Source organism: Pseudomonas sp. PS02303, from assembly GCF_029959925.1.
GTDB classification, from domain to species: Bacteria; Pseudomonadota; Gammaproteobacteria; order Pseudomonadales; family Pseudomonadaceae; genus Aquipseudomonas; species Aquipseudomonas mandelii.
Genome location: NZ_JASCOM010000093.1, coordinates 1 through 22236 on the forward strand (window position 1 = coordinate 1; position 22236 = coordinate 22236).

28 protein-coding genes are annotated in these 22236 nt (G+C 58.3%); 11 read left to right on the top strand and 17 right to left on the bottom strand.

Going from position 1 to position 22236, the window contains the following annotated elements:
- Positions 1-83: 83 nt before the first annotated feature.
- Positions 84-1160 carry an aminopeptidase gene (locus tag QMX98_RS19340; RefSeq protein ID WP_282411262.1) on the bottom strand — a complete coding sequence of 359 codons (1077 nt, stop codon included), beginning with the start codon at positions 1158-1160 and terminating at the stop codon, positions 84-86.
- A 60-nt stretch (positions 1161-1220) separates the two neighbouring features.
- Here QMX98_RS19340 and QMX98_RS19345 point away from each other — a divergent pair, with 60 nt between their 5' ends.
- Together QMX98_RS19345 and QMX98_RS19350 are read left to right on the top strand one after the other, a co-directional pair.
- Positions 1221-1643, top strand: a complete 423-nt coding sequence (locus QMX98_RS19345) for a hypothetical protein (protein ID WP_077748817.1) — start codon at positions 1221-1223, stop codon at positions 1641-1643.
- 40 nt (positions 1644-1683) lie between these two features.
- A complete protein-coding gene (locus tag QMX98_RS19350) occupies positions 1684-2106 on the top strand; it encodes a hypothetical protein (RefSeq protein ID WP_145306378.1) in 423 nt (140 codons plus the stop codon).
- 6 nt (positions 2107-2112) lie between these two features.
- On the opposite strand, the gene QMX98_RS19355 is transcribed toward QMX98_RS19350, so the two are convergent.
- Entirely contained in the window at positions 2113-2346 is a 234-nt protein-coding gene (locus QMX98_RS19355; RefSeq protein ID WP_010465702.1) for a DUF1161 domain-containing protein, read from the bottom strand.
- 193 nt (positions 2347-2539) lie between these two features.
- Entirely contained in the window at positions 2540-2971 is a 432-nt protein-coding gene (locus QMX98_RS19360; protein ID WP_282411263.1) for an OsmC family protein, read from the bottom strand.
- 242 nt (positions 2972-3213) lie between these two features.
- On the opposite strand from QMX98_RS19360, the gene QMX98_RS19365 reads away from it, so the two are divergent.
- Positions 3214-4215 (top strand): LLM class flavin-dependent oxidoreductase, encoded by a 1002-nt coding sequence (locus QMX98_RS19365; protein ID WP_010465706.1) that lies wholly within the window; start codon positions 3214-3216, stop codon positions 4213-4215.
- Between the two features lie 64 nt (positions 4216-4279).
- On the opposite strand, the gene QMX98_RS19370 is transcribed toward QMX98_RS19365, so the two are convergent.
- On the bottom strand, positions 4280-4504 hold the full coding sequence (locus tag QMX98_RS19370; protein WP_282411264.1) for a DUF1161 domain-containing protein: 225 nt from the start codon (positions 4502-4504) through the stop codon (positions 4280-4282).
- Between the two features lie 123 nt (positions 4505-4627).
- Positions 4628-4843, bottom strand: coding sequence for a dodecin (locus QMX98_RS19375; protein ID WP_010465710.1), 216 nt, complete (start codon positions 4841-4843; stop codon positions 4628-4630).
- Positions 4844-4999: 156 nt separating this feature from the next.
- On the opposite strand from QMX98_RS19375, the gene QMX98_RS19380 reads away from it, so the two are divergent.
- The gene (locus QMX98_RS19380; RefSeq protein WP_010465712.1) at positions 5000-5326 is read left to right on the top strand and encodes a DUF883 family protein; all 327 of its coding nucleotides are present in this window, start codon (positions 5000-5002) and stop codon (positions 5324-5326) included.
- On the opposite strand, the gene QMX98_RS19385 is transcribed toward QMX98_RS19380, so the two are convergent.
- Entirely contained in the window at positions 5299-6216 is a 918-nt protein-coding gene (locus QMX98_RS19385; RefSeq protein WP_010465714.1) for a LysR family transcriptional regulator, read from the bottom strand. The genes QMX98_RS19380 and QMX98_RS19385 overlap by 28 nt on opposite strands.
- A gap of 112 nt (positions 6217-6328) precedes the next feature.
- On the opposite strand from QMX98_RS19385, the gene trpB reads away from it, so the two are divergent.
- From trpB to QMX98_RS19400, 3 genes are all read left to right on the top strand, one after another.
- Entirely contained in the window at positions 6329-7549 is a 1221-nt protein-coding gene (gene trpB, locus QMX98_RS19390) for a tryptophan synthase subunit beta (RefSeq protein ID WP_221107912.1), read from the top strand.
- Entirely contained in the window at positions 7549-8361 is an 813-nt protein-coding gene (gene trpA / locus QMX98_RS19395) for a tryptophan synthase subunit alpha (RefSeq protein ID WP_010465718.1), read from the top strand. The genes trpB and trpA overlap by 1 nt, the downstream gene beginning before the upstream one ends.
- A 121-nt stretch (positions 8362-8482) precedes the next feature.
- Positions 8483-8938, top strand: a complete 456-nt coding sequence (locus tag QMX98_RS19400; RefSeq protein ID WP_154502458.1) for an anti-virulence regulator CigR family protein — start codon at positions 8483-8485, stop codon at positions 8936-8938.
- Positions 8939-8992: 54 nt separating this feature from the next.
- Here QMX98_RS19400 and QMX98_RS19405 read toward each other — a convergent pair whose 3' ends face one another.
- From QMX98_RS19405 to QMX98_RS19455, 11 genes are all read right to left on the bottom strand, one after another.
- Positions 8993-10954, bottom strand: a complete 1962-nt coding sequence (locus QMX98_RS19405) for a DUF4105 domain-containing protein (RefSeq protein WP_282411265.1) — start codon at positions 10952-10954, stop codon at positions 8993-8995.
- Positions 10951-11271, bottom strand: a complete 321-nt coding sequence (locus tag QMX98_RS19410; RefSeq protein ID WP_010465724.1) for a DUF2388 domain-containing protein — start codon at positions 11269-11271, stop codon at positions 10951-10953. The genes QMX98_RS19405 and QMX98_RS19410 overlap by 4 nt, the downstream gene beginning before the upstream one ends.
- A 28-nt stretch (positions 11272-11299) precedes the next feature.
- The gene (locus tag QMX98_RS19415; RefSeq protein ID WP_010465727.1) at positions 11300-11617 is read right to left on the bottom strand and encodes a DUF2388 domain-containing protein; all 318 of its coding nucleotides are present in this window, start codon (positions 11615-11617) and stop codon (positions 11300-11302) included.
- A 106-nt stretch (positions 11618-11723) separates the two neighbouring features.
- The gene (locus QMX98_RS19420) at positions 11724-12041 is read right to left on the bottom strand and encodes a DUF2388 domain-containing protein (protein WP_010465729.1); all 318 of its coding nucleotides are present in this window, start codon (positions 12039-12041) and stop codon (positions 11724-11726) included.
- Positions 12042-12185: 144 nt separating this feature from the next.
- Positions 12186-12395 (bottom strand): DUF1127 domain-containing protein, encoded by a 210-nt coding sequence (locus QMX98_RS19425; RefSeq protein WP_282411266.1) that lies wholly within the window; start codon positions 12393-12395, stop codon positions 12186-12188.
- A 260-nt stretch (positions 12396-12655) separates the two neighbouring features.
- On the bottom strand, positions 12656-12871 hold the full coding sequence (locus QMX98_RS19430; RefSeq protein WP_007902752.1) for a DUF1127 domain-containing protein: 216 nt from the start codon (positions 12869-12871) through the stop codon (positions 12656-12658).
- 319 nt (positions 12872-13190) lie between these two features.
- Positions 13191-14684 (bottom strand): acetyl-CoA hydrolase/transferase family protein, encoded by a 1494-nt coding sequence (locus QMX98_RS19435; protein WP_010465734.1) that lies wholly within the window; start codon positions 14682-14684, stop codon positions 13191-13193.
- Positions 14685-14864: 180 nt separating this feature from the next.
- Positions 14865-16301 carry an NAD(P)(+) transhydrogenase (Re/Si-specific) subunit beta gene (locus tag QMX98_RS19440; protein ID WP_010465736.1) on the bottom strand — a complete coding sequence of 479 codons (1437 nt, stop codon included), beginning with the start codon at positions 16299-16301 and terminating at the stop codon, positions 14865-14867.
- A complete protein-coding gene (locus QMX98_RS19445; protein ID WP_003187417.1) occupies positions 16301-16621 on the bottom strand; it encodes an NAD(P) transhydrogenase subunit alpha in 321 nt (106 codons plus the stop codon). Before QMX98_RS19445 ends, QMX98_RS19440 begins: the two co-directional genes overlap by 1 nt.
- A 15-nt stretch (positions 16622-16636) precedes the next feature.
- The gene (locus tag QMX98_RS19450; RefSeq protein ID WP_282411267.1) at positions 16637-17758 is read right to left on the bottom strand and encodes a Re/Si-specific NAD(P)(+) transhydrogenase subunit alpha; all 1122 of its coding nucleotides are present in this window, start codon (positions 17756-17758) and stop codon (positions 16637-16639) included.
- 435 nt (positions 17759-18193) lie between these two features.
- Positions 18194-19093, bottom strand: a complete 900-nt coding sequence (locus QMX98_RS19455; protein WP_010465740.1) for a LysR family transcriptional regulator — start codon at positions 19091-19093, stop codon at positions 18194-18196.
- 157 nt (positions 19094-19250) lie between these two features.
- Between QMX98_RS19455 and QMX98_RS19460 the strand changes: the two genes are divergently transcribed.
- From QMX98_RS19460 to QMX98_RS19475, 4 genes are all read left to right on the top strand, one after another.
- Positions 19251-20432 carry an acyl-CoA dehydrogenase gene (locus QMX98_RS19460; RefSeq protein ID WP_010465741.1) on the top strand — a complete coding sequence of 394 codons (1182 nt, stop codon included), beginning with the start codon at positions 19251-19253 and terminating at the stop codon, positions 20430-20432.
- Between the two features lie 13 nt (positions 20433-20445).
- On the top strand, positions 20446-21666 hold the full coding sequence (locus tag QMX98_RS19465) for a CaiB/BaiF CoA-transferase family protein (protein ID WP_010465742.1): 1221 nt from the start codon (positions 20446-20448) through the stop codon (positions 21664-21666).
- A 28-nt stretch (positions 21667-21694) separates the two neighbouring features.
- Positions 21695-22015, top strand: coding sequence for a hypothetical protein (locus QMX98_RS19470; RefSeq protein WP_172791989.1), 321 nt, complete (start codon positions 21695-21697; stop codon positions 22013-22015).
- A 19-nt stretch (positions 22016-22034) separates the two neighbouring features.
- A partial coding sequence (locus QMX98_RS19475) for a hypothetical protein (RefSeq protein WP_282411268.1) occupies positions 22035-22236 on the top strand: 202 nt, incomplete at its 3' end.

The following is a 22236-nucleotide window of genomic DNA, read 5'->3' on the forward strand; positions in this document are numbered from 1 at the left end:
GGCAAGCCTCGCGCCTACAAAAGCAACATAGACCCCGTAGGAGCGAGGCTTGCCCGCGAAGAGGCCCGCCCAGCCACCAGATTTTATGACCCCGTCAATGCCTTCAGCGCTACCTTGCGCTCAACCACTGGCAACGCACCAAGCTGCTCGACGGCGGCATAAAACTTCAGCCAGTCCCCACCCTCCTGCCTGAACAGCGCCGCAAACGCCGGCACCCATTGGTCATACAATCCAAATGGCAACAACCGGGCGTTGTTCATTGGCGCTTTGATCCACGCGTCATAGCGTTTATCCCCGGCCCATTGGCTGTCGCGCAGCTGTCGATAGTCATGGCGCAGACGTTCGAATTCTGCCGCTTTGCGTTGGCGCATCTGGTCGGCGGGCAGTGGCAGGGCGTAGAGCTTTTCAAGCCGCGTGCGCGTATCCAGAACCAATTGAATAAATTGGTCTCGATGCTGCGCCTGCGCGCCATTGTCCGCTGCCAGACCGCGTGATGCCCGCCATTGCCGGGTGCCTTCCTGCTCGACGAAGGTGGCGAAGGACTCGTTGAACTCGGTGTCGTCCTTCACATAAAAGCGCTGGTGCGCGAGCTCGTGAAAGATCAGCGTTGCCAGCCGCTCGTCGCCCCAACCCATCATTGAGCTGAGAATCGGATCGTTGAACCAGCCGAGCGTCGAATAGGCCTCGACGCCGCCAATGGACACGTCCATACCTTTCAGGCGTTGCAAGGCCGCTTCGCCGCGGGCAGCACTCTGGCTGTAGTAACCGCGATAGGCGACGCAACCGGCGATAGGGAAGCAATGGTTTTGTGCTGTCAGGGAAAATTCCGGCGTGGCAAAGACGTTCCAGACCACGAACGGCCGGCCAATGTCGGCGTACAGACGGTAGCTCTGGTTATCCGGCAGATGCAGCTGTTGGCTGGCGAATGTCCGGGCCTTTTGCGACTGGGTCAGGTGCGCACGCAGCATCGGATCGCGAGACGGATCGGCAAGCACCTGGGCCACCGGCTCCCTGGCCCGCAGCAATTGCAGCTGACCGCTGGCCAACTGGCTGTAATAGCTGACGCTGGCGCAGCCGCTGAGGAATAAAAGCAACATACCCGGAAACAAAATCCGCAAAACGCGATCAAGTAACCCAAGGCTTGGAAGCGGCCTGATCAAAATAAAATCATCCCTGGAGAGTCTGCCCGCAAGACTATCCCGCCCGACTGGAGCTCCGCTATGCGCAAATTGATGCTGACGGGAGGCTTGTTGATGCTGACCGGCTGTGCTGGTTTCGGTTTACCTCACCATGATCCGTCGCAAGCATGGATCGAACTGGACTCACAGCAAGAAGACACCGCCCTGCAAGCGCTGGAAGTCGATGACAAAGCCTCTACCGACAAGCGATATTTCGAGGTGCATCCGGGCCGTCATGAGCTGACGGTGCGCTACCAGTTTGCGGTCCAGCCCACCAACATCGGCCCCGACGCCGAGCCGCTGTGGCGTGACTGCCAGTTAAACGTGAAATTCAACGACTTCAATGCCGGTGAGCGATATCAGCTGCAAGCGGGGAATATCGGCTTCCGGCCGTGGGCAAAGCTCTATGACCAGCAACGAAAAGTGATTGGCCAAGGCACGCCGGCTGGCTGCCAAAGCAGCTGATCGGCGCTATGCTGAATGACCATCCTTTGGGACATTCATCATGCGCAGATTGATGCTGTTGCTCGCGGCAGGCGTGGTTGCCGGCTGCCAGAGTCCGTTACCGGCGGTAAATCCGCAGATGGCCTGGATCGACTTCTCGACGCCATTCCCCAACGACAGGTTGCTGATGGCAGAGCGACTGGACAAACAGCGATTGCGTGACGGGCGTTTTTTCCAGGTGACGCCCGGCAGCCATGAGCTGGTCGTCAGGTTCGACTTTGAGGTGCCCGGTGGTGGGGGCATGAACATGATGAACACCCCCACGGAACGGCTGTGCTACCTGACCGTCAACTACGATCATTTCGAAGCCGGCCAGCGTTATGTGCTGGAAGGCCGTTCGATCGCCTTCACCCCAAGCGCCCGATTGTTCAATGCAAAGCGGGAGATCGTCGCTGAAGATCGGCAGACCTATTGCGTCCCGTGAGGTGAATCAGCGGTCGTTTTTCTGGTAGATGATTTTCTTTGTGCCGTTTTCGCAGCTGCCGACGACCATGTTCTGATCGTGGACTTCGTCATTGGTGACGATTTCCAGGGTGTAGGACGAGACGTTATTGGCCTGGATCTTGGCCTCGATCTCGGCCTTGAGTTCTTCACAGGATTTCGGTGCCGCCAGGGCCGAAGTGGCCAGCGTGCAACCGATAATCGCCAAGGCAAAACGTTTCATGGTTGAAGCTCCCTTGAGGCCGCGCGCAGTTTTTGCGCTTGAGCGGCTGTCATTTATTCGACCACAGTTTTGCAAAGCGAGTTCTGACACCGCTCACAAAGCGCAGCTTTATCGTTGGAATTGTGTTGTTTACAAGTTCGCCTTCGCGAGCGGGTCGGGTCGCGAAGGCGTCAGTACATTCAGCGCCTGATCATCAGCTGACCAACGTCGCATCCAGGATGATTTTCGCATTCAGCACTTTGGACACCGGGCAGCCTTCTTTGGCCTTGTTGCTCAGCTCCTCGAACTGCGCCTGAGTCGCCCCGGGGATTTTCGCCTTGAGGATCAATTTCACCGCAGTGATCGCAAAACCACCGTCGACTTGATCCAGGGTCACTTCAGCATTGGTATCGATGCTGTCAGCCTTGAGCCCGGCATCACCCAGGATCATCGAAAACGCCATCGAGAAACATCCCGCATGCGCCGCGCCGATCAGCTCTTCCGGATTGGTGCCTTTGCCGCCTTCGAAACGAGCCTTGAAGCCGTAGGGCGCTTCTCTGAGTACACCGGTTTCAGTAGAGATCGAGCCGATGCCGGTTTTCAGATCGCCTTCCCAATGAGCCGATGCTTTCTTCGTAATAGCCATGTCTGCCTCCTCAAGATCCGGTGCGAGCGTCGCACCTTCGTGGTTTTCGGTTGCTAGGGTTCTGAGGGTAGACGGTTGTGCAAAGTTCACCTCATCTCATAAAGTCCTACTGCTTTCGTAGGATTTTTTGGCCTGGCTATTGAATCTCGGGTATATGCCCTCATTGCATGAAGCACGCTTATAGATTCGGCAGGTTTTCGTTCGCAAGAAAAACCTGCGCCCACCATTGGAGAAGCAGGCTTATGAAACGACTGTCCGATATCAAGTTTTCGACCCTTGATCTGGTGCCCGTGCGCGAGAACGGCAGCGCGGCCCAGTCGCTGCGTAATTCCCTGGACCTGGCGCAGCATGTCGAAAAATTAGGCTATACCCGCTTCTGGGTCGCCGAACACCACAACATGGACGGCATCGCCAGTTCGGCCACCTCGGTATTGCTCGGCTACCTGGCCGGTGGCACGTCGACCATTCGTGTCGGCTCCGGCGGCGTGATGCTGCCCAACCACGCGCCGCTGGTGATCGCGGAGCAATTCGGCACACTCGAAAGCCTGTATCCAGGCCGGATAGATCTGGGTTTGGGGCGCGCCCCCGGTTCCGATCAAATGACCGCACGCGCCCTGCGTCGCGAGCGTTCCGGCAGCGCCGACGAGTTTCCGGAAGATGTTACGGAGCTGATGCGATATCTCGGCCCACGCACGCCTGACCAACGAATCATCGCCATGCCGGGCACCGGCACCAATGTCCCTGTCTGGTTGCTGGGCTCCAGCCTGTTCAGTGCACAATTGGCCGGTGAGCGCGGTTTGCCCTACGCCTTCGCCTCGCATTTCGCACCGCGCTTCATGCACGAGGCGATTCGCGTCTACCGTAATCACTTCAAGCCTTCGGCGGTGCTGGATAAGCCATATGTGATGCTCGGTGTGCCGCTGGTCGCCGCTGACACGGACGAACAGGCGGATTACCTGGCGACATCGGTCTATCAGCGCATCCTGGCGTTGATGCGTGGCCAAAGCCTGGTGCAGCGTCCGCCGGTGAAAACCATGGATGGCCTGTGGCTGCCACATGAGAAAGAAGCCGTCGGCGATTTCCTCGGGCTGGCGATGGTGGGCAGCCCGCAGAAGATCCGCGCCAAGCTTGAAGTGCTGATCGAGCAGACTCAGGCGGACGAGCTGATTTTCACCTGCGACCTTTACGAACATGCGGATCGGGTGCACTCCTATGAGCTGCTGGCGCAGGTCATGAAGGGCTGAGGCGCTGCCGCCGCCACACAAAAAAGCCGACGCATTGCGTCGGCTTTTTGATTTGTAAGGGACATCAGTCTTTCTTGTAGACGATTGCCTTGGTGCCCTTTTCACAAGTACCGACGACTGTTCCGCCGGCCTCAGCGCCTTTATCGACGATTTCCAGTGAATAGCCGGCAACGCCCTTGGCATCCAGTTTTGCTGCGATTTCGGCTTTCAGCTCTTCGCACGATTTGCCGTCAGCAAAGGCTGTTCCTGCAAGGCTCAACAAACCTACCGCTAAAATAAAATACTTCATCTGTCGCATTCCCTGGTCGGATCAAAGGGAGCATCCAGCCATCAGCCGGAGGCACTCATGTAGCGCTTTGCCATTTCCCTATGGCACTCGGCCAGCGCGCAAGTTCAGGAGACTAGCTCAAACTCAGCTGCTGGCAATCCGGAACCCGACTTTGAGCGTCACCTGAAAGTGAGCGGCCTTGCCATCCTTGATGTGCCCGCGGGTTTCGGTCACTTCAAACCATTCCAGGTGCTTGATGCTCTTATTGGCTTCGGCCAGCGCGTTATTGATGGCGTCCTCAATGCTGCTGGTGGACGAGCCAACCAATTCGACTTTCTTGTAGGTGTGATGGTCAGTCATGGCGTTCTCCTTGGGTGTGAAATACAGCCTAGCAGTGATTTTTCGTATTACTTCTGTCGGCTAATACCATGCAGAAGTTCAGATTTACTGCACTTTCTCGAACCCTTGAAGTCCCAACCAACACACGCTACTCATCATCAATGAAGGAGAGCCACCATGGCCAACACCTCTTTACGTAAAGCCTCATTGCAAAGCATGGAAGCCGAGATCGAGAGTCTGCTGAAATCTTTGGAAAATCTGAAAGACGACGCCTCGGACGAGTCGCGTAAAACCCTCAAAGCGCTGAAAGGCAACGCCGAGAACGCGCTGAAACATTCGCGCCATCTGCTCAGCGATGCGTATGAAGAAGTCAAAGTCAAAACCCGCGAAACCGGGATTGCCACTCGGGACTACGCCCAGGAACACCCTTGGACTACTGCGGGCGTCGCTGTCGGCGCACTGGGTCTGCTTGCGGCTTATCTGCTGTTCAAGCGCGGCGACTGATCGGTTTGGTGCAGCTCGGCCTTGAGCCACTGCGCCAACTGTCGAGCGCGCCCGTCCGCGGCGCGCTTGGGTAGCCACAAGGCCAGTTGCGCCGGGGTTTCACTGAATCCCCAGGGCGCAACCAGGCGACCGGCCTTCAAGTCCTCAGCCACCAGCGGCTCAGGCGCAATCGCCACCCCCAGCCCCGCTACGGCTGCTTCCAGCAAATAATACAAATGCTCGAAACTTTGACCGTACTTCAACGCCTTGGCGTCGAGGCCACTTTGCTGTGCCCAGCTCGGCCAAGCCTGTGGGCGCGAGGTGGTGTGCAGCAAGGGTTCGTTCAATAACGCTGTGGCCTGCGCAGCTTGCAGCCTTTCATAACCCGCGAAACGCGGACTCATTACCGGGCCAATTCGTTCGCTGGCCAACTCATAGACTTGCATGTCCGCCGGCCATGGCGGCTCGGCAAACACCAGCAGGGCATCGAGCCCCGGCCGTCGCGGATCGAGATCGCCTTCCCCGGCCGACAGGTGCAGGCGCAGGTCGGGCAAGTCCGCATTCAGTCGTCCCAGGCGTGGAATAAACCAGCGCGCCAACAAACTGCCCGAGCAACCCAAAACAAATGGAGCGTCAGCGGTGCTTTGGGTCAGCTCTGCGCAAACCGTGCGTAGACGTTCAAAGGCCTCACCGCTGGCATCGCGCAAACGCACGCCGGCATCTGTGAGTTTCAGGCCGCGTCCATCCTTGATGAACAGGCTCACACCGAGGTGTTCTTCGAGCACCTTGAGTTGTCGGCTGACCGCGCCATGAGTGACGTGCAGCTGTTCGGCAGCCTGACTGACGCTGTTCAGCCGTGCCGTGGCTTCAAAGGCGCGAAGGGCGTTAAGCGGGGGAAGGTCGTGGCTCATGGGATCTGTGAGTTTTCCTGACAGGTTGTGGCGATCTTATCGGTTTTCAGGCTGGGACGTCAGGGGTAGAGTGACCATCATTGTCATCTCACGAATCCCACTGGAGCGACCCATGACCCAGACTAATCTGCGCAGCGGCCCCGACGCCAACGGCCTGTTTGGCTCGTTCGGCGGCCGTTACGTCGCTGAAACCTTGATGCCGTTGGTGCTCGACCTGGCCCGTGAATACGAATTGGCCAAGGAAGATCCAGCATTCAAAGAAGAATTGGCCTACTTCCAACGGGACTACGTCGGACGTCCAAGCCCGCTGTACTACGCCGAACGCCTGACCGAATTCTGCGGCGGCGCAAAGATTTATCTGAAACGCGAAGAGCTGAACCACACCGGCGCGCACAAGATCAACAACTGCATCGGCCAGATCCTGCTGGCGCGGCGCATGGGCAAGAAACGCATCATTGCCGAGACCGGCGCCGGCATGCACGGCGTGGCGACGGCGACCGTGGCTGCACGTTTCGGCCTGGATTGCGTGATCTACATGGGCACCACCGACATCGAACGTCAGCAGGCCAACGTGTTCCGCATGAAACTGCTGGGCGCCGAAGTGATCCCGGTGGTCGCCGGGACTGGCACCCTGAAAGACGCGATGAACGAAGCGTTGCGTGACTGGGTGACCAACGTCGACAGCACCTTCTACCTCATCGGCACCGTGGCCGGTCCGCACCCTTATCCAGCGATGGTTCGCGACTTCCAGTCTGTTATCGGCAAAGAAACCCGTACTCAACTGCAAGCCCAGGAAGGTCGTCTGCCGGACAGCCTGGTGGCGTGCATCGGTGGCGGTTCCAACGCCATGGGCCTGTTTCACCCGTTCCTCGATGACAAAAGCGTCGAAATCATTGGCGTGGAAGCCGCCGGTTACGGCATTGAAACCGGTAAGCATGCCGCCAGCCTGAACGGCGGTGTTCCGGGTGTGCTGCACGGCAACCGTACTTTCCTGTTGCAGGACGACGATGGCCAGATCATCGACGCCCATTCGATCTCGGCCGGCCTCGACTATCCAGGCATCGGCCCGGAACACGCTTGGTTGCATGACATCGGCCGCGTTCAGTACACCTCGGTGACCGACGACGAAGCCCTCGATGCGTTCCACAAATGCTGCCGCCTGGAAGGGATTATTCCTGCACTGGAAAGCGCCCACGCCTTGGCCGAAGTGTTCAAGCGTGCACCGACCCTGCCCAAAGATCACCTGATGGTGGTCAACCTGTCCGGTCGTGGCGACAAAGACATGCAAACCGTGATGCACCACATGGAACAATCGAAGCAGGAGAAACACTGATGAGCCGCCTGCAAACGCGCTTTGCCGAACTCAAGGAACAGAATCGCGCCGCCCTGGTGACCTTCGTCACCGCTGGCGACCCGAGCTATGACACGTCCCTGGCGATCCTCAAAGGCTTGCCCGGTGCGGGTGCCGATGTGATCGAGTTGGGCATGCCTTTCACCGATCCAATGGCCGATGGCCCGGCCATCCAGTTGGCCAACATCCGCGCCCTTGGCGCCAAGCAGAACCTGGCGAAAACCCTGCAAATGGTTCGCGAGTTCCGTGAAGGCAATACCGAGACGCCGCTGGTGCTGATGGGGTATTTCAACCCGATCCACATGTACGGCGTGCCGCGCTTCATCGCCGACGCCAAGGAGGCCGGTGTTGATGGTTTGATCGTGGTCGACCTGCCGCCGGAGCATAACGGTGAGCTGTGCGAGCCGGCGCAGGCCGCCGGACTGGATTTCATCCGCCTGACCACGCCGACAACCGACGATGTGCGCCTGCCGACCGTTCTGAACGGCAGCTCTGGCTTCGTCTACTACGTGTCGGTTGCCGGTGTGACCGGGGCGGGCGCGGCGACGCTGGAACACGTTGAAGAAGCGGTTGCTCGTCTGCGTCGCCACACCGACCTGCCGATCAGTATCGGTTTCGGCATTCGTACACCGGAGCAAGCGGCGTCCATCGCGCGTCTGGCCGATGGTGTGGTGGTGGGTTCGGCATTGATCGATCACATCGCCAACGCCTCAACGCCGGCGCAGGCGGTTGATGGCGTGCTGAGCCTTTGCTCGGCGTTGGCTGAAGGCGTGCGTAAGGCCCGCGTCAGCTGAAGGTAAAGTTCCTGATACAGAGGAATTAGAGCCTCGCGGCACAGACTAAACAGCAAGACCGAGGGCTTCAGGACTACGTTCTGAAGCCCTTTTTGCTGTGTGTGCAGTGAGGAAAGACCTGATGAAAATGCCGAAACGTCTGATTGCCAGCCTGGGCGTGCTGATGCTCAGTGCCACGCCGCTGCTGCATGCGAACGCCGATCAGCGCGACGATCACGACCGCGGCGGCCCGCCGCAGGGCCATTACGATAACCGTGGTGACAACCATGGCGATGACCACCGTGGCCCGCAGGACAATCATCGCGGCGGGCCTCCGCCACGGGACTTCGGCCCGGTGCGCCAGACTATTCACGATAACCACGGCTATTTTGTACGCGGGGCACCACCTCCTCCAGGTGTTCATCTGGTGCGTGGTCGACCATTGCCTCACGGCTATTACGGTGAGCGTCTGGATAATCGTGCCTTGGGGCGGCTGCCGCATTACCCGGGCTACGAATGGCGCCGTGCAGGGGGCGACATTGTGCTGATCGCCGTGGGCACCGGGATCGTCTATGAAATTCTGGAAGGGGTGCTTTGATTTAACGTGCAGGCAAAAAGAAGGCGTCATGGATCATCCACGACGCCTTCTTGCTTATGGCAACTCCAGCCCGCCTGCTGCTTTATGCAATTTGCGCAAATGTTCGCCAACCAGTTTCAGGTTGGCTTCATTGGCGGCCATCTCCGCTGCCCGGCCTGGTTCGAGCAGCGCTCTGACTTCCTTGTCCAGATCGCCGGTCAGCAGCTGAAGCTGCTTCTGCCGCAGGTTGCTTTCCGATTCCAGGCGCTGCCATTCATTCGGTTGAGGCAATCCGTAACCGCCGGTGCCGAGCAGCTCTGCGGGACGACTGAGGAAGCCGCTATTAGCGAGAATTTGCTGCAAGGTCGCGTTTGCCTTGTCCATACCGCCGTTCTTCAATTCCCGTGCGCCCAGATAACGCTGCTTCACTTCATCTTGGGCCAGCACCAGTTGTTGACGGAAGCTTGCCTGCTCCAGCAACAGCAATGCCGCGCTGGTGCGCAAGTCAGCCTGCTCAAACCATTGCCGGCGCTCGTCAGCTTTTAATGCCAGCCAGTCTTCGACTTTTTCCTGCTTGATCGGCAAGTGCTTTTTCAGCACTTCGAACATCGCTTGGTAACGATCACGGAAGGAGTCGAAGCGGTAACCCAGGCGCAACGCTTCGCGTGGGTCATCCAGCACGCTGGTATTCGCCAGTCCGCGGCCCTTCATCACTTCCAGCAAGCCGTTGGGCATGATGCTGTCGAGCCCGACCAGTTTCGCGTTGTTGCTGCCGCTGCGCAGCAACTTCAAGCCTTCCACCGCGCAGTTGTTGGAGAGGAAATAATAATTGCCGTCGTAACTCCAATGCATCTCGGCGGCGTGTTCCACCACGTCTTCAATTTCGTTGCGCGTCAGGTTCAGCGGTACCGAGGCCAGGCTGCGCAGTTCAGTCTTGGTGTATTCGTCGATCACTTGGGCCAACGGCAGTACAAACAGGCGCGAGGGGTATTTACCCACCAGCCCATCCCAGCTCGAGAGCTGCACGTCGCCGACGAAGGCGCGGTAGGACAAGACCAGGTGCTGGTCGAGATCCAGTCGGCAATCTGGCCCGCGAGGCCGACCCGGCGCGCAGATCACCAGGCGCAACATGCTGTGCCCCCAGCGACTGACCCAGTTCTGGTTGGCTTCGGCCAGCAGATAGTCGACGGCGTACACCCGTTCCGGATCGACTTGGCCCAGCGGTTGTTTAGCAAAGTCGTTGCCGGCATTGAGGAAGGCAAAGGATTTGCTGCACGGGTCCTTGGCGGCGGGAGCCCAGCCGAAATGTTCTTTGTAGTAGCGATACAGCGCGGGGCGACGGCAGGCATAGCTCGGGTCGAGGAGGAAATACTCCATGTTGACCGCGACAAACTCTTTGGGACTGCTCGTTTCGTAGATGTCGGGGCTGCGGGCGATCTGCCGGTTGTGCTGCTCGCGCTCGCCACGGCGACCGACGTATTGCGGCCAACCGGCCAGGTCGAGCAAGCGCGGATCATCGCTCAGGGTAAAGCGGCGGTCGGATTGACCACGGCATTCATCCGGGATGCCGATCAGGCCGGAACTGTTGTTGCGCCGGGTACAGCGCTGGATCAGCGTACGTTCCGCGTCCGGCCACAGGCGCGAACGGTCGTAAATATGGGTGAGTTCATGCAACACCGTTGCGAGCATTTCGCGGCGGACGGTGACGTGGGGGCGATAGGTTTTCTTGGTGGCAGCGCTGCCGTCCGTGAGGCTGGCGAGCAGGTTGCGGTTCAGGTCGAGTTCGGACACCAGCGAAGCCTGGCCATAGGCATTGCTCGGCATGTCGTCGGTCCAGCCAACATCAATGCGCCGGTCCAGTTTTTCGATAAAACGTGGCGGCAAGGCCTGCATGGCTTCATCGAGCAACGCCTGACTGGCTTGCTGTTGTTCGGGGCTCAGACCCTCGGTCTTGAGTCGTAATTGCAAGCCAGCCTGGGCCGTGTTGCACAGCAGCAACATCAGCCCGGCCAGCAGCCAGGCGTTTGGCGACCTCACAGTGCGAGGATGGCTTCGGCGAGCACCTGATCACTGGCGTCCCGGGCTTCCGGCACACGGGTGCGCAATGTACTGAAGGCGGCCTCCAGATGCGCACCACGAATATCCCCATCGCTGGCGACGAAACTCGCGGCATCATCGTGGGCTTCGCGAATAATTTTCGAGTCGCGGATGGACGTCGTGGTATCGGAAGTGAAATCAAGTGTGCGTTGGGTGGCATTGATGAGGATGTTGCTGGTGGCAACCAAGGTGTGCGCCTGGGTCACATCGGCCAATAAAAGCAGGCCAAGGGCAACAGCAATCAGAGGGCTACGCATGGAACGACTCCGCAAGGACAAAGGATAACTATTGGACGAGAATTGCCTGCGCCAGTTCAAGGTCGCTTGCATGAAGTTTTGGCTGGCTGCGGCGCAAGTAAATCAACGCGGATTCCAGTTGCGCTCCGCGTAGTTGGCCGTCACTGGCAATGAACGCCGCAGCGTCATCGTGTGCGGCGATCAGCAGCTTACGGTCGAAGGGGGCGGCGGTCACCATGCTGGTGGCGTAACCCGTGACGACGATGCCTTGGGTCGACAAGTTGAACGCGTCGAAGGCATAGGTCGGGGCCGACCAGCAGGCCGCGAGAAATACTGAAATGAAAAGCTGCTTTGAAAGAAGACGCATGAGACTCGTTTGTCGAAAGCGAGTCCAAAGGCTAGCGCAATCCCCGGGCTAGAGCCAGTGCCGAAACATTGGGACACGACAGGCGTGTCCCATGTGACAGCGTTGCTTAGATCGTCAGGATGGCCTGTGCCAGCTGTGCATCAGTGGCGTTCAGCTGAGGAGCCTGGTGGCGGATGTGGTCAAGTGCGCTTTCCAGTTTCACGCCACGAATGGCGCCTTCGCTGGCGACGAAGCTGGCGGCGTCGTCACGGGCAGCGCGCACGATCTTGTCATCGCGAAAGGAGGAAGTGACATCGGAGGTTGCATCGGAACTGGACTTAAGTGCGCCTACGACGGCATCCGTGGTCACGATAAAGCTGGTCGCGTGGGAATTGGCAGCCACGGCAAGCAGGGCTGCAGCGCTGAGCAGACGAAGACGGGACATGGTGTAACTCCTTTGGATAACCGATTGAGAGGTGTTGAGGTAGCTGTTGAGTCAGACGCCTGTCGAACAGCGCTCGCCACGTTCTGGCTTGATATTAGGCCTGCTTTTATCGGTTCGAACAGTCCCTTCTGTTAAAGCAGCGGCCTAGCGCCAGAACGGTTTATCCAATTCGTTGAGCCGATCCGCGTGGCTGATGCCCAGGTCCGAGAGTTGCTGATCATTGAGCTGGCCCAGCAAACGCCGGGTTCTGGCTCTCTCAAGGGCGGCGGCGAGCGACTTCAGCAATCGTTTAAGTCTGTGGAGTCGAGTCTTCTTTAGAAGGGCGGGGGCAGAAACATTCAGTAAGTTATCCATGGCGCGAAGTCCTTTTGCCGGAGAGTCAGGACTTCATGTTGAGCGCAGCGACACTGGGCCTACAGATACACTGTCGTAAAATTGTACTGGTGCAATATTATAAATATTCAAACTGTACTCATTGTCGGCTAACCCTTTTGTACTGCCGCCGACCAGGGCCGAAAACGACAAAGCCCGTCGTGGTTTCCCACGACGGGCTTTGTTTTTTCAATTTGGAGTGCTGGCGGTGGACCCGGTGGGTCAGAGCCAGCGACGCTAACTTAGCGCCAGAACGGCTTGCTCAGCTCTTCGTAGCGTTGTGCTTCGCTAATCCCGGCATCAGCCAGCAGACGCGAATCCAGACGAGCCAGTTGATGGCGGCTGGAGATGCGGCGCTGCCACAGCATCAGGTTGGCAATAACGCGAAGAGGCATGGAAGCCTGGGTTTTTGCAGCGGTATCTTCGAAGAACAGTTCGGAACTGAGTGTACGTTCCATGGTTGACATCCTTCCGCTTGTGGCGGGATTAGGTAGTGGTTTAACTGATGCCAATGATCCTCTCGTTTGGCTAGTCTCTGTAGATACAGTTCACCTGTATTGTGAGGGACCAGTTAACTGTTAATAGGGGGTGTACTGGTCGAAATTGAGGCAACTGTACCTGTCAGCACTATATTGGTGCGATTTTGATGTTTTCGCTTGAATGGGTAGGCAAATACGGTAGGAAATGACCAGTACAGCAGTACAGTTTTAAACAGAATCTAGTGTGGCCAAGGCCAGCTGACGCAACTGTGTTTGCGTCAGCTGTTTTTTTGCTGAATCAGACCGCCAGCATTCGTCCGGTTTCTTCCAGGTTGATGTGCCAGCGCAGGGCATCGCGCAGGATATGCGGGGTGTGCCCGCCCAATGCGCAGGCCGACGTAAAGTAGTCATCCAGCGCCTGGCGATAGTCCGGGTGCACACAGTTGTCGATGATCACCCGTGCTCGCTCCCGTGGTGCCAGGCCACGCAGGTCGGCCAGGCCAATCTCCGTCACCAGGATGTCGACGTCATGCTCGGTATGGTCGACGTGGCTGACCATCGGCACCACGCTGGAGATCGCGCCACCCTTGGCGATGGATTTGGTCACGAAGATTGCCAGGTGCGCGTTGCGCGCAAAGTCCCCGGAACCGCCGATGCCATTCATCATGCGTGTGCCGCAGACATGGGTAGAGTTGACGTTGCCGTACAGGTCGAACTCCAGAGCGGTGTTGATGCCGATGATGCCCAGGCGCCGCACGACTTCCGGGTGGTTCGAGATTTCCTGTGGCCGCAGGACCAGTTTGTCCTTATAGCGCTCGAGGTTGCCAAAGACGTCGGCGTTGCGCCGGCTCGACAGGGTGATCGAGCTACCTGACGCAAAACTCAGCTTGCCGGCGTCGATCAGGTCGAAGGTCGAGTCCTGCAGCACCTCGGAATACATGGTCAGGTCTTCGAATGGCGAGTCGATCAGGCCGCACATTACCGAGTTGGCGATGGTGCCGATCCCGGCCTGCAACGGGCCGAGCTTGTTGGTCATGCGCCCGGCAGCCACTTCTTGCTTGAAGAAGTCGATCAGGTGATCGGCAATGGCTTGGGTGTCGACGTCCGGCGGCAGGACAGTGGAGGGCGAGTCGGACTGGTTGGTGATCACGATCGCGACAATCTTTTCCGGCGGGATGGGGATGGCGGTGCTGCCAATGCGATCGTCAACCTTTACCAGCGGAATCGGCGTGCGAGTCGGGCGATAGGTCGGGATATAGATGTCGTGTAGACCTTCGAGATTCGGGTTGTGCGCGAGGTTGATCTCGACGATCACCTGTTTGGCGAAAATCGCGAAGCTGGCTGAGTTGCCAACCGAGGTGGTCGGCACGATATGGCCCTGCTCGGTGATCGCCACGGCCTCAATCACGGCGATGTCCGGCAGCGTGAGTTGCTGGTTGCGCAATTGCTCCACGGTTTCCGAGAGATGCTGGTCAATGAACATCACTTCGCCGGCGTTAATCGCCTTGCGCAAAGTGCTATCAACCTGGAATGGCATGCGTCGCGACAGGACGCCGGCTTCGGTGAGCTGTTTATCGAGGTCATTGCCCAGACTGGCGCCGGTCATCAACGTGATTTTCAGCGGGGTGATTTTGGCGCGCTCGGCCAATGCGTGGGGGACGGCTTTGGCTTCGCCAGCGCGAGTGAAACCACTCATGCCGACGGTCATGCCGTCCTGAATCAGAGCGGCAGCGTCAGCGGCGCTCATCACCTTTTCCAACAACGAAGGCAAGCGAATACGATCACGGTACATGGATGGTTATCTCGGGCAACGGAAGCAAGGTGTGCAGTCTAGTGATTTGAAAAAAATCCGTCCCGCTACCATGGTCGAATGCAGAGGCCTGATTTAGAGCCTTTGGTCGGGTTTCACGGGGAATAAAAAAACCCCAGCCTACTAAAGGCTGAGGTTTTGGGTATTGCGTTGGAGCAGGTTTTACTCGACAGCTTTGACCATGTCTTCGATGACTTTCTTGGCGTCGCCGAAGACCATCATGGTTTTGTCGAGGTAGAACAGTTCGTTGTCCAGGCCGGCATAACCGCTGGCCATCGAACGCTTGTTGACGATGATGGTCTTGGCCTTGAACGCTTCGAGAATCGGCATACCGGCAATCGGCGATTTCGGGTCGTTCTTCGCGGCCGGGTTGACCACGTCGTTGGCGCCGAGCACCAGCACCACGTCGGCCTGACCGAACTCGGAGTTGATGTCTTCCATCTCGAACACCTGGTCGTAAGGCACTTCGGCCTCGGCCAGCAGCACGTTCATGTGGCCAGGCATGCGACCGGCAACCGGGTGGATCGCGTACTTCACGGTCACACCGCGATGGGTCAGCTTCTCGGTCAACTCTTTAAGCGCATGTTGCGCCCGAGCGACCGCCAGGCCGTAACCCGGAACGATGATCACGGTGTCGGCGTTGGTCAGCAGGAAGGTCGCGTCGTCAGCCGAACCGGATTTAACCGGGCGGGCTTCTTTCGAACCGGCCGGGCCAGCCGCGTCTGCCGTATTGCCGAAACCACCGAGCAGTACATTAAAGAAGGAGCGGTTCATCGCCTTGCACATGATGTACGAGAGGATCGCACCGGACGAACCCACCAGCGAACCGGCGATGATCAGCATCGAGTTGTTCAGCGAGAAGCCGATCCCCGCGGCTGCCCAGCCGGAGTAGCTGTTAAGCATCGACACCACTACCGGCATGTCGGCCCCGCCGATCGGGATGATGATCAGCACACCCAGGACGAAGGCCAGGGCCAGCATCAACGCGAAGGCACTGAGGTTGCCGGTCAGCATGAAGGTGATGCCCAGCGCCAGAGTGGCCAGGCCCAGCAACAGGTTCAGCTTGTGCTGGCCACCGAACTGTACCGGTGCGCCCTGAAACAGGCGAAACTTGTACTTGCCCGACAGCTTTCCGAAAGCGATCACAGAGCCGGAGAAGGTGATTGCACCGATGGCCGCACCCAGGAACAGTTCCAGACGGTTGCCCGCCGGAATCGCATCACCGAGCTGTTTGACGATGCCCAACGATTGCGGCTCAACGACCGCCGCGATCGCAATAAACACCGCAGCCATACCGATCATGCTGTGCATGAAAGCGACCAGTTCCGGCATCTTGGTCATTTCAACGCGCTTGGCCATGATCGACCCGGCGGTGCCGCCGACCAGCAATCCGACGATGACATAACCGATGCCGGCGGTGGCCAGCTCAGCGCCCAGCTTATAGATGAGGCCTACGGTAGTGAGAATCGCCAGGCCCATGCCGAGCATGCCGAACAGGTTGCCACGTCGCGACGTGGTCGGGTGCGACAGGCCTTTGAGCGCCTGGATGAAGCAGATGGACGCAATCAAGTACAGCGTCGTTACGAGGTTCATGCTCATTACTTGGGCGCCTCTTCTTTTACTTTCGGGGCTTTTTTCTTGAACATCTCAAGCATTCTGCGGGTGACCAGGAAACCACCGAACACGTTTACCGCGGCCAGCGCCACGGCGAGGGTGCCCATGGTTTTGCCCAGTGGCGTCACGGTCAACGCGGCGGCCAGCATGGCGCCGACGATGACAATCGCCGAGATGGCGTTGGTGACTGCCATCAGGGGGGTGTGCAATGCGGGCGTTACGTTCCAGACCACGTGATAACCGACATAAATCGCCAGCACGAAGATGATCAGGTTGTAGATACCGGGGGAGATAAGCTCTTCCATCGTCTGAATCCCTGCTTAGGCGTTTTTGCGGATGACTTGGCCGTCGCGGCACATCAGGCACGCGGCGACGATGTCGTCTTCGAGGTTGATCTCGAACTGGCCTTCTTTGTTGAAGACCAGCTTCAGGAAGTCCAGCAGGTTGCGTGCGTACAGGGCCGAAGCGTCTGCCGCGACCGCGCCCGCCAGATTGGTCGGGCCGCAAATGGTCACGCCATTCTCGACCACGACCTGGTCGGCCACGGTGAGCGGGCAGTTGCCGCCCTGGGCTGCGGCGAGGTCGATGAGCACCGAGCCTGGCTTCATCTGCGCCACGGTTTCCGCGCTCAACAGCGTCGGCGCCTTGCGGCCCGGGATCAGTGCGGTGGTAATGACGATGTCAGCCTGCTTGGCGCGTTCGTGCACGGCCAGGGCCTGACGCTGCATCCAGCTGGCGGGCATTGGCCGGGCGTAACCGCCGACACCGACAGCGCATTCGCGCTCTTCATCGGTTTCATACGGTACGTCGACGAACTTGGCGCCGAGGGATTCGATCTGCTCTTTAACTGCAGGGCGCACGTCGGACGCTTCGATCACTGCCCCCAGGCGTTTCGCCGTGGCGATCGCCTGCAAACCTGCAACGCCGGCGCCCAGAATCAGCACGCGCGCCGCTTTCACGGTGCCCGCAGCCGTCATCAGCATCGGCATGAAGCGCGGGTAGTGGTGAGCGGCCAGCAACACGGCTTTATAGCCGGCGATGTTCGCTTGGGAGGACAGCACATCCAGGCTTTGAGCGCGGGAGGTGCGCGGAGCCGCTTCCAGCGCGAACGCGGTAATGCCGCACTCGGCCAGCTTGGCAATGGTTTCATTGCTGAACGGGTTGAGCATGCCGACCACAACGGTGCCGCTTTTAATCAGCGTCAGCTCGCTGTCGCTGGGGGCGACCACCTTGAGAATCAGCTCGGCACCAAACGCGTCGTTGGCGCTGCCAATTGTTGCGCCTGCCGCTTCATAAGCACTGTCGACAACGCTGGCGTTAATGCCGGCGCCGCTTTGCACAGTGACCTTATGACCCTGGCCGATCAGCTTCTTGATGGTTTCCGGGGTTGCAGCAACCCGCGTTTCACCCGTCTGGGTTTCGAGAGGAACACCAATGTGCACGTCAAATCTCCTGCGTGATCTTATTGAGTAAACCCAGGCACTTCGGATGGTGCGGCTGGGGCGGCCGATCAGCACGATCCCGCCAAATCTGGGCGGGGCGCGGCATTTTGCAGGCGAACTTTGTGCCCTTCAAGGGATTATGACGGGTGACGGAAAATTAACTACAAGTCACCCCGTGACCGAATGTCGCAACCGACCGCCTCAATCCCTTGCAGGCCGTGCCTTGTAAGGATTTTGGCCGAATTTCAAGAATTTACACATCGGCACGGTGAATGAGGCGTCATTGCTGGTGAATGGAGGCTCAAAGCCACGTCGGCAGGCACTTGTGGGACGTTTGTACTGCTTGTCGGTACAGTCTGCGAATATGCGACAAAAACGTATATCTGTAGGGCTTTGGTTTTGTTGACTACGGGGTCAGCTAACGCCGGTAAGCCTTTACCCTTCTAGGCTGTAGCTTTGTGCTTGGGTGACCAGCCAATCGCGAAATGCCCGTAGAGACGCCGATTCGACCTTTCGCTCCGGAATCATCAGATAATAGGCCTTGATGCTCGACAGCGCCTGAGTGTTGGCTATCACCAGGCGCTTCTCCGTCAGTTCGCGTTGAATCAGGAATGGCGGAATCAGCGCGATCCCCATGTCGTGCATCGCCGCTTGGGCAAGCATGGAGAATAGCTCGTAGCGCGGTCCTGTCATGTCCCGTGGCACATTCAGGTGCTGAGAGTTGAACCACTGGCGCCAGGCATAAGGGCGCGTGGTCTGTTGCAGCAGGGGCATTTCGGCGATTTCATCGGGCGTCAGATTGGCTTTTTTGCCCAGTAGCGTAGGGCTGCACACCGGCATCGGATTTTCGCCCATTAGCCTGTGGGATTCGGTACCCGACCAATCCGCATCACCAAAGTAAATCGCGGCATCGAAGTCGGTATCGGCGAACAGGAAGGGGCGTGTGCGGTTGGTGAGGTTGACCGTCACTTCCGGGTGTTTGTGCTGGAAGTCTTTGAGGCGTGGCAGCAGCCATTGGGTGCCAAAGGTCGGTACGACGGCCAGCTCGATCACATTGGCGCCCTGTTGCCCCATCACGGACAAGGTGTCCCGCTCGACCGCGTCAAGCTGGGTTGCTACGCGGCGACTGTAGGAAAGTCCGGCTTCCGTCAGCTTCACTCCGCGCCGCGAGCGTCGGAAAAGTTCTACGCTGAGGAACTCCTCGAGGCTGGCGATCTGTCGGCAAATGGCGCCTTGAGTGAGCGAAAGCTCCTGCGCCGCTTTGGTAAAGCTCTCGTGGCGTGCTGCCGCTTCAAAGCTGATCAGGGCGGTGGTGCTAGGGATTTTCCGGCGCATGTACTCCAACCTCACTAATACATCGCATAAAGGCTATTTCGCGACGTTACGGAGTGAGAAATTAGCACAACAGTATGCAAAATCCTCGTTTGCCGTAATGCCGGACCAGGCCTAGGATCAGTCCACGTTATTTGACCCGATTCGAGAGGACACACTCATGGGCGGTAAAGCTAGCTTCAACTGGATCGATCCCCTGCTGCTGGATCAACAGCTCACCGAAGAAGAGCGCATGATCCGCGACACTGCCGAGCAATTCGCTCAGCAGAAGCTCGCACCGCGCGTGCTTGAAGCTTTCCGTCATGAAAAGACCGATCCGGCGATCTTCCGCGAGATGGGCGAAGTGGGCCTGTTGGGTGCGACCATTCCCGAGCAGTACGGCGGCAGCGGTCTGAACTACGTCAGCTACGGGCTGATTGCTCGTGAGGTTGAGCGTGTCGACTCCGGCTACCGTTCGATGATGAGTGTGCAGTCCTCGCTGGTCATGGTGCCGATCAATGAATTCGGCACTGAAGCCCAAAAGCAGAAGTACCTGCCGAAACTGGCCTCGGGCGAGTGGATTGGCTGCTTCGGTCTGACAGAGCCTAACCATGGTTCCGACCCGGGCGCGATGATTACTCGTGCACGCAAAGTGGAAGGCGGCTACAGCCTGACCGGCAGCAAGATGTGGATCACCAACAGTCCGATTGCCGATGTGTTCGTGGTTTGGGGTAAGGATGATGCGGGCGACATCCGTGGCTTTGTTCTGGAAAAAGGCTGGAAAGGCCTGAGTGCTCCGGCGATCCATGGCAAGGTTGGCTTGCGTGCATCAATCACCGGCGAGATCGTCATGGACAACGTGTTTGTTCCTGAAGAGAACATTTTTCCTGACGTCCGCGGTTTGAAAGGCCCTTTTACTTGCCTCAACTCCGCGCGCTACGGCATTTCCTGGGGCGCTTTGGGCGCTGCCGAGTTCTGCTGGCACACCGCTCGCCAGTACACCCTGGATCGTCAGCAGTTCGGTCGCCCGTTGGCCGCCACTCAGCTGATCCAGAAGAAGCTTGCCGACATGCAGACCGAGATCACCCTGGCACTGCAGGGCTGCCTGCGTCTGGGTCGTATGAAGGATGAAGGCACGGCGGCAGTCGAGATCACCTCGATGATGAAGCGCAACTCCTGCGGCAAGTCCCTGGACATCGCGCGTATGGCGCGTGACATGTTGGGCGGTAATGGCATTTCCGATGAATTCGGTGTTGCTCGCCACCTGGTCAACCTGGAAGTGGTGAATACCTATGAAGGTACGCACGACGTCCACGCACTGATCCTCGGTCGCGCGCAAACCGGCATCCAGGCGTTCTATTAATAGGAGAACGTCCATGGGCGCGCTTTCGCATCTACGGGTACTGGATTTATCGCGGGTGCTGGCCGGGCCTTGGGCCGGGCAGATCCTTGCCGACCTTGGCGCCGAAGTGATTAAGGTTGAGCGTCCGGGCAATGGCGACGATACGCGTGCCTGGGGACCGCCCTTCCTGAAAGACGCCTATGGCGAGAACACCAGCGAGGCCGCCTATTACTTGTCGGCCAATCGCAACAAGCAATCGGTGACCATCGATTTCACGCGTCCAGAAGGGCAAAAGCTGGTGCGTGAGCTGGCAGCCAAGTCGGACATCCTGATCGAGAACTTCAAGGTCGGTGGCCTGGCGGCTTATGGGTTGGACTATGAGTCGCTTAAAGCCATCAATCCGAATCTGATTTATTGCTCGATTACCGGGTTTGGTCAAACCGGGCCTTACGCCAAGCGCGCGGGTTATGACTTCATGATCCAGGGTCTGGGCGGGCTGATGAGCCTGACCGGTCGACCTGAGGGAGATGAGGGCGCAGGGCCGGTGAAAGTCGGTGTGGCGCTGACAGACATCCTGACGGGGCTCTATTCGACGGTAGCGATCCTTGCCGCGTTGGCCCATAGGGAACATGACGGTGGTGGTCAGCATATCGATATGGCGTTGCTGGATGTTCAGGTTGCGTGCCTGGCCAACCAGGCGATGAACTATCTGACTACGGGTAATGCGCCCAAGCGCCTGGGTAATGCACATCCGAACATCGTGCCCTATCAGGATTTTCCTACGGCGGATGGAGACTTCATTCTCACCGTGGGTAATGACGGGCAGTTCCGCAAGTTTGCGGAGGTGGCTGGGCAGCCTCAGTGGGCGGATGACCCACGCTTCGCGACCAACAAGCTGCGGGTGGCGAATCGCGCGGTGTTGATCCCGCTGATCCGTCAGGCGACTGTCTTCAAGACCACCGCTGAGTGGGTGTTACAGCTGGAGCAGGCGGGTGTGCCATGCGGACCTATTAATGACTTGGCTCAGATGTTTGCTGATCCTCAGGTCAAGGCGCGTGGTTTGGCGATCGAGCTACCCCATGTGCTAGCAGGCATGGTGCCGCAGGTGGCGAGCCCCATTCGCCTGTCGGAAACGCCGGTGGAGTATCGTAATGCGCCTCCGTTATTGGGCGAGCACACGCTGGAGGTTCTGCAGCGGGTGTTGGGTCTGGATGCAGAAACGGTCGCCGCTTTCAAAGTGGCGGGGGTCCTCTGAAGATTCCTTCTATATAGAGGAGGTGGTTTTGCTCTCCTATATAGAAGGAAGCGGTCTGTTTTCCGGCTTTCTGCAAGTTATTGATAGAAAAGCCAAATCAGGGGTTGACGGCAGATTCTGGAAGTCTATAATTCGCCCCACTTCCGGCGCAGTCGAAACGGAAAACTCCTTGGTAAACAAAGAGTTACGCAGTTTTCGACAGCGAGTTGCTTCAGGTCATCGAAGCCCAGAAGGAGTTGATCAAGCAGGGTTGTTTGGCTTGATTGACGGTTCGATCTTCTCGGTCGAAAGCGGAGAAAAAGAGGTGTTGACAGCAGCGAGTAACGCTGTAGAATTCGCCTCCCGCTAACGAGAGATCGGAAGCGCAAGTGGTTGAAGTTGCAAAGGAAACTTTGAAAACTTCTGAAAATAACCGCTTGACAGCAACAGAGGCTGCTGTAGAATGCGCGCCTCGGTTGAGACGAAAGATCTTAACCAACCGCTCTTTAACAACTGAATCAAGCAATTCGTGTGGGTGCTTGTGGAGTCAGACTGATAGTCAACAAGATTATCAGCATCACAAGTTACTCC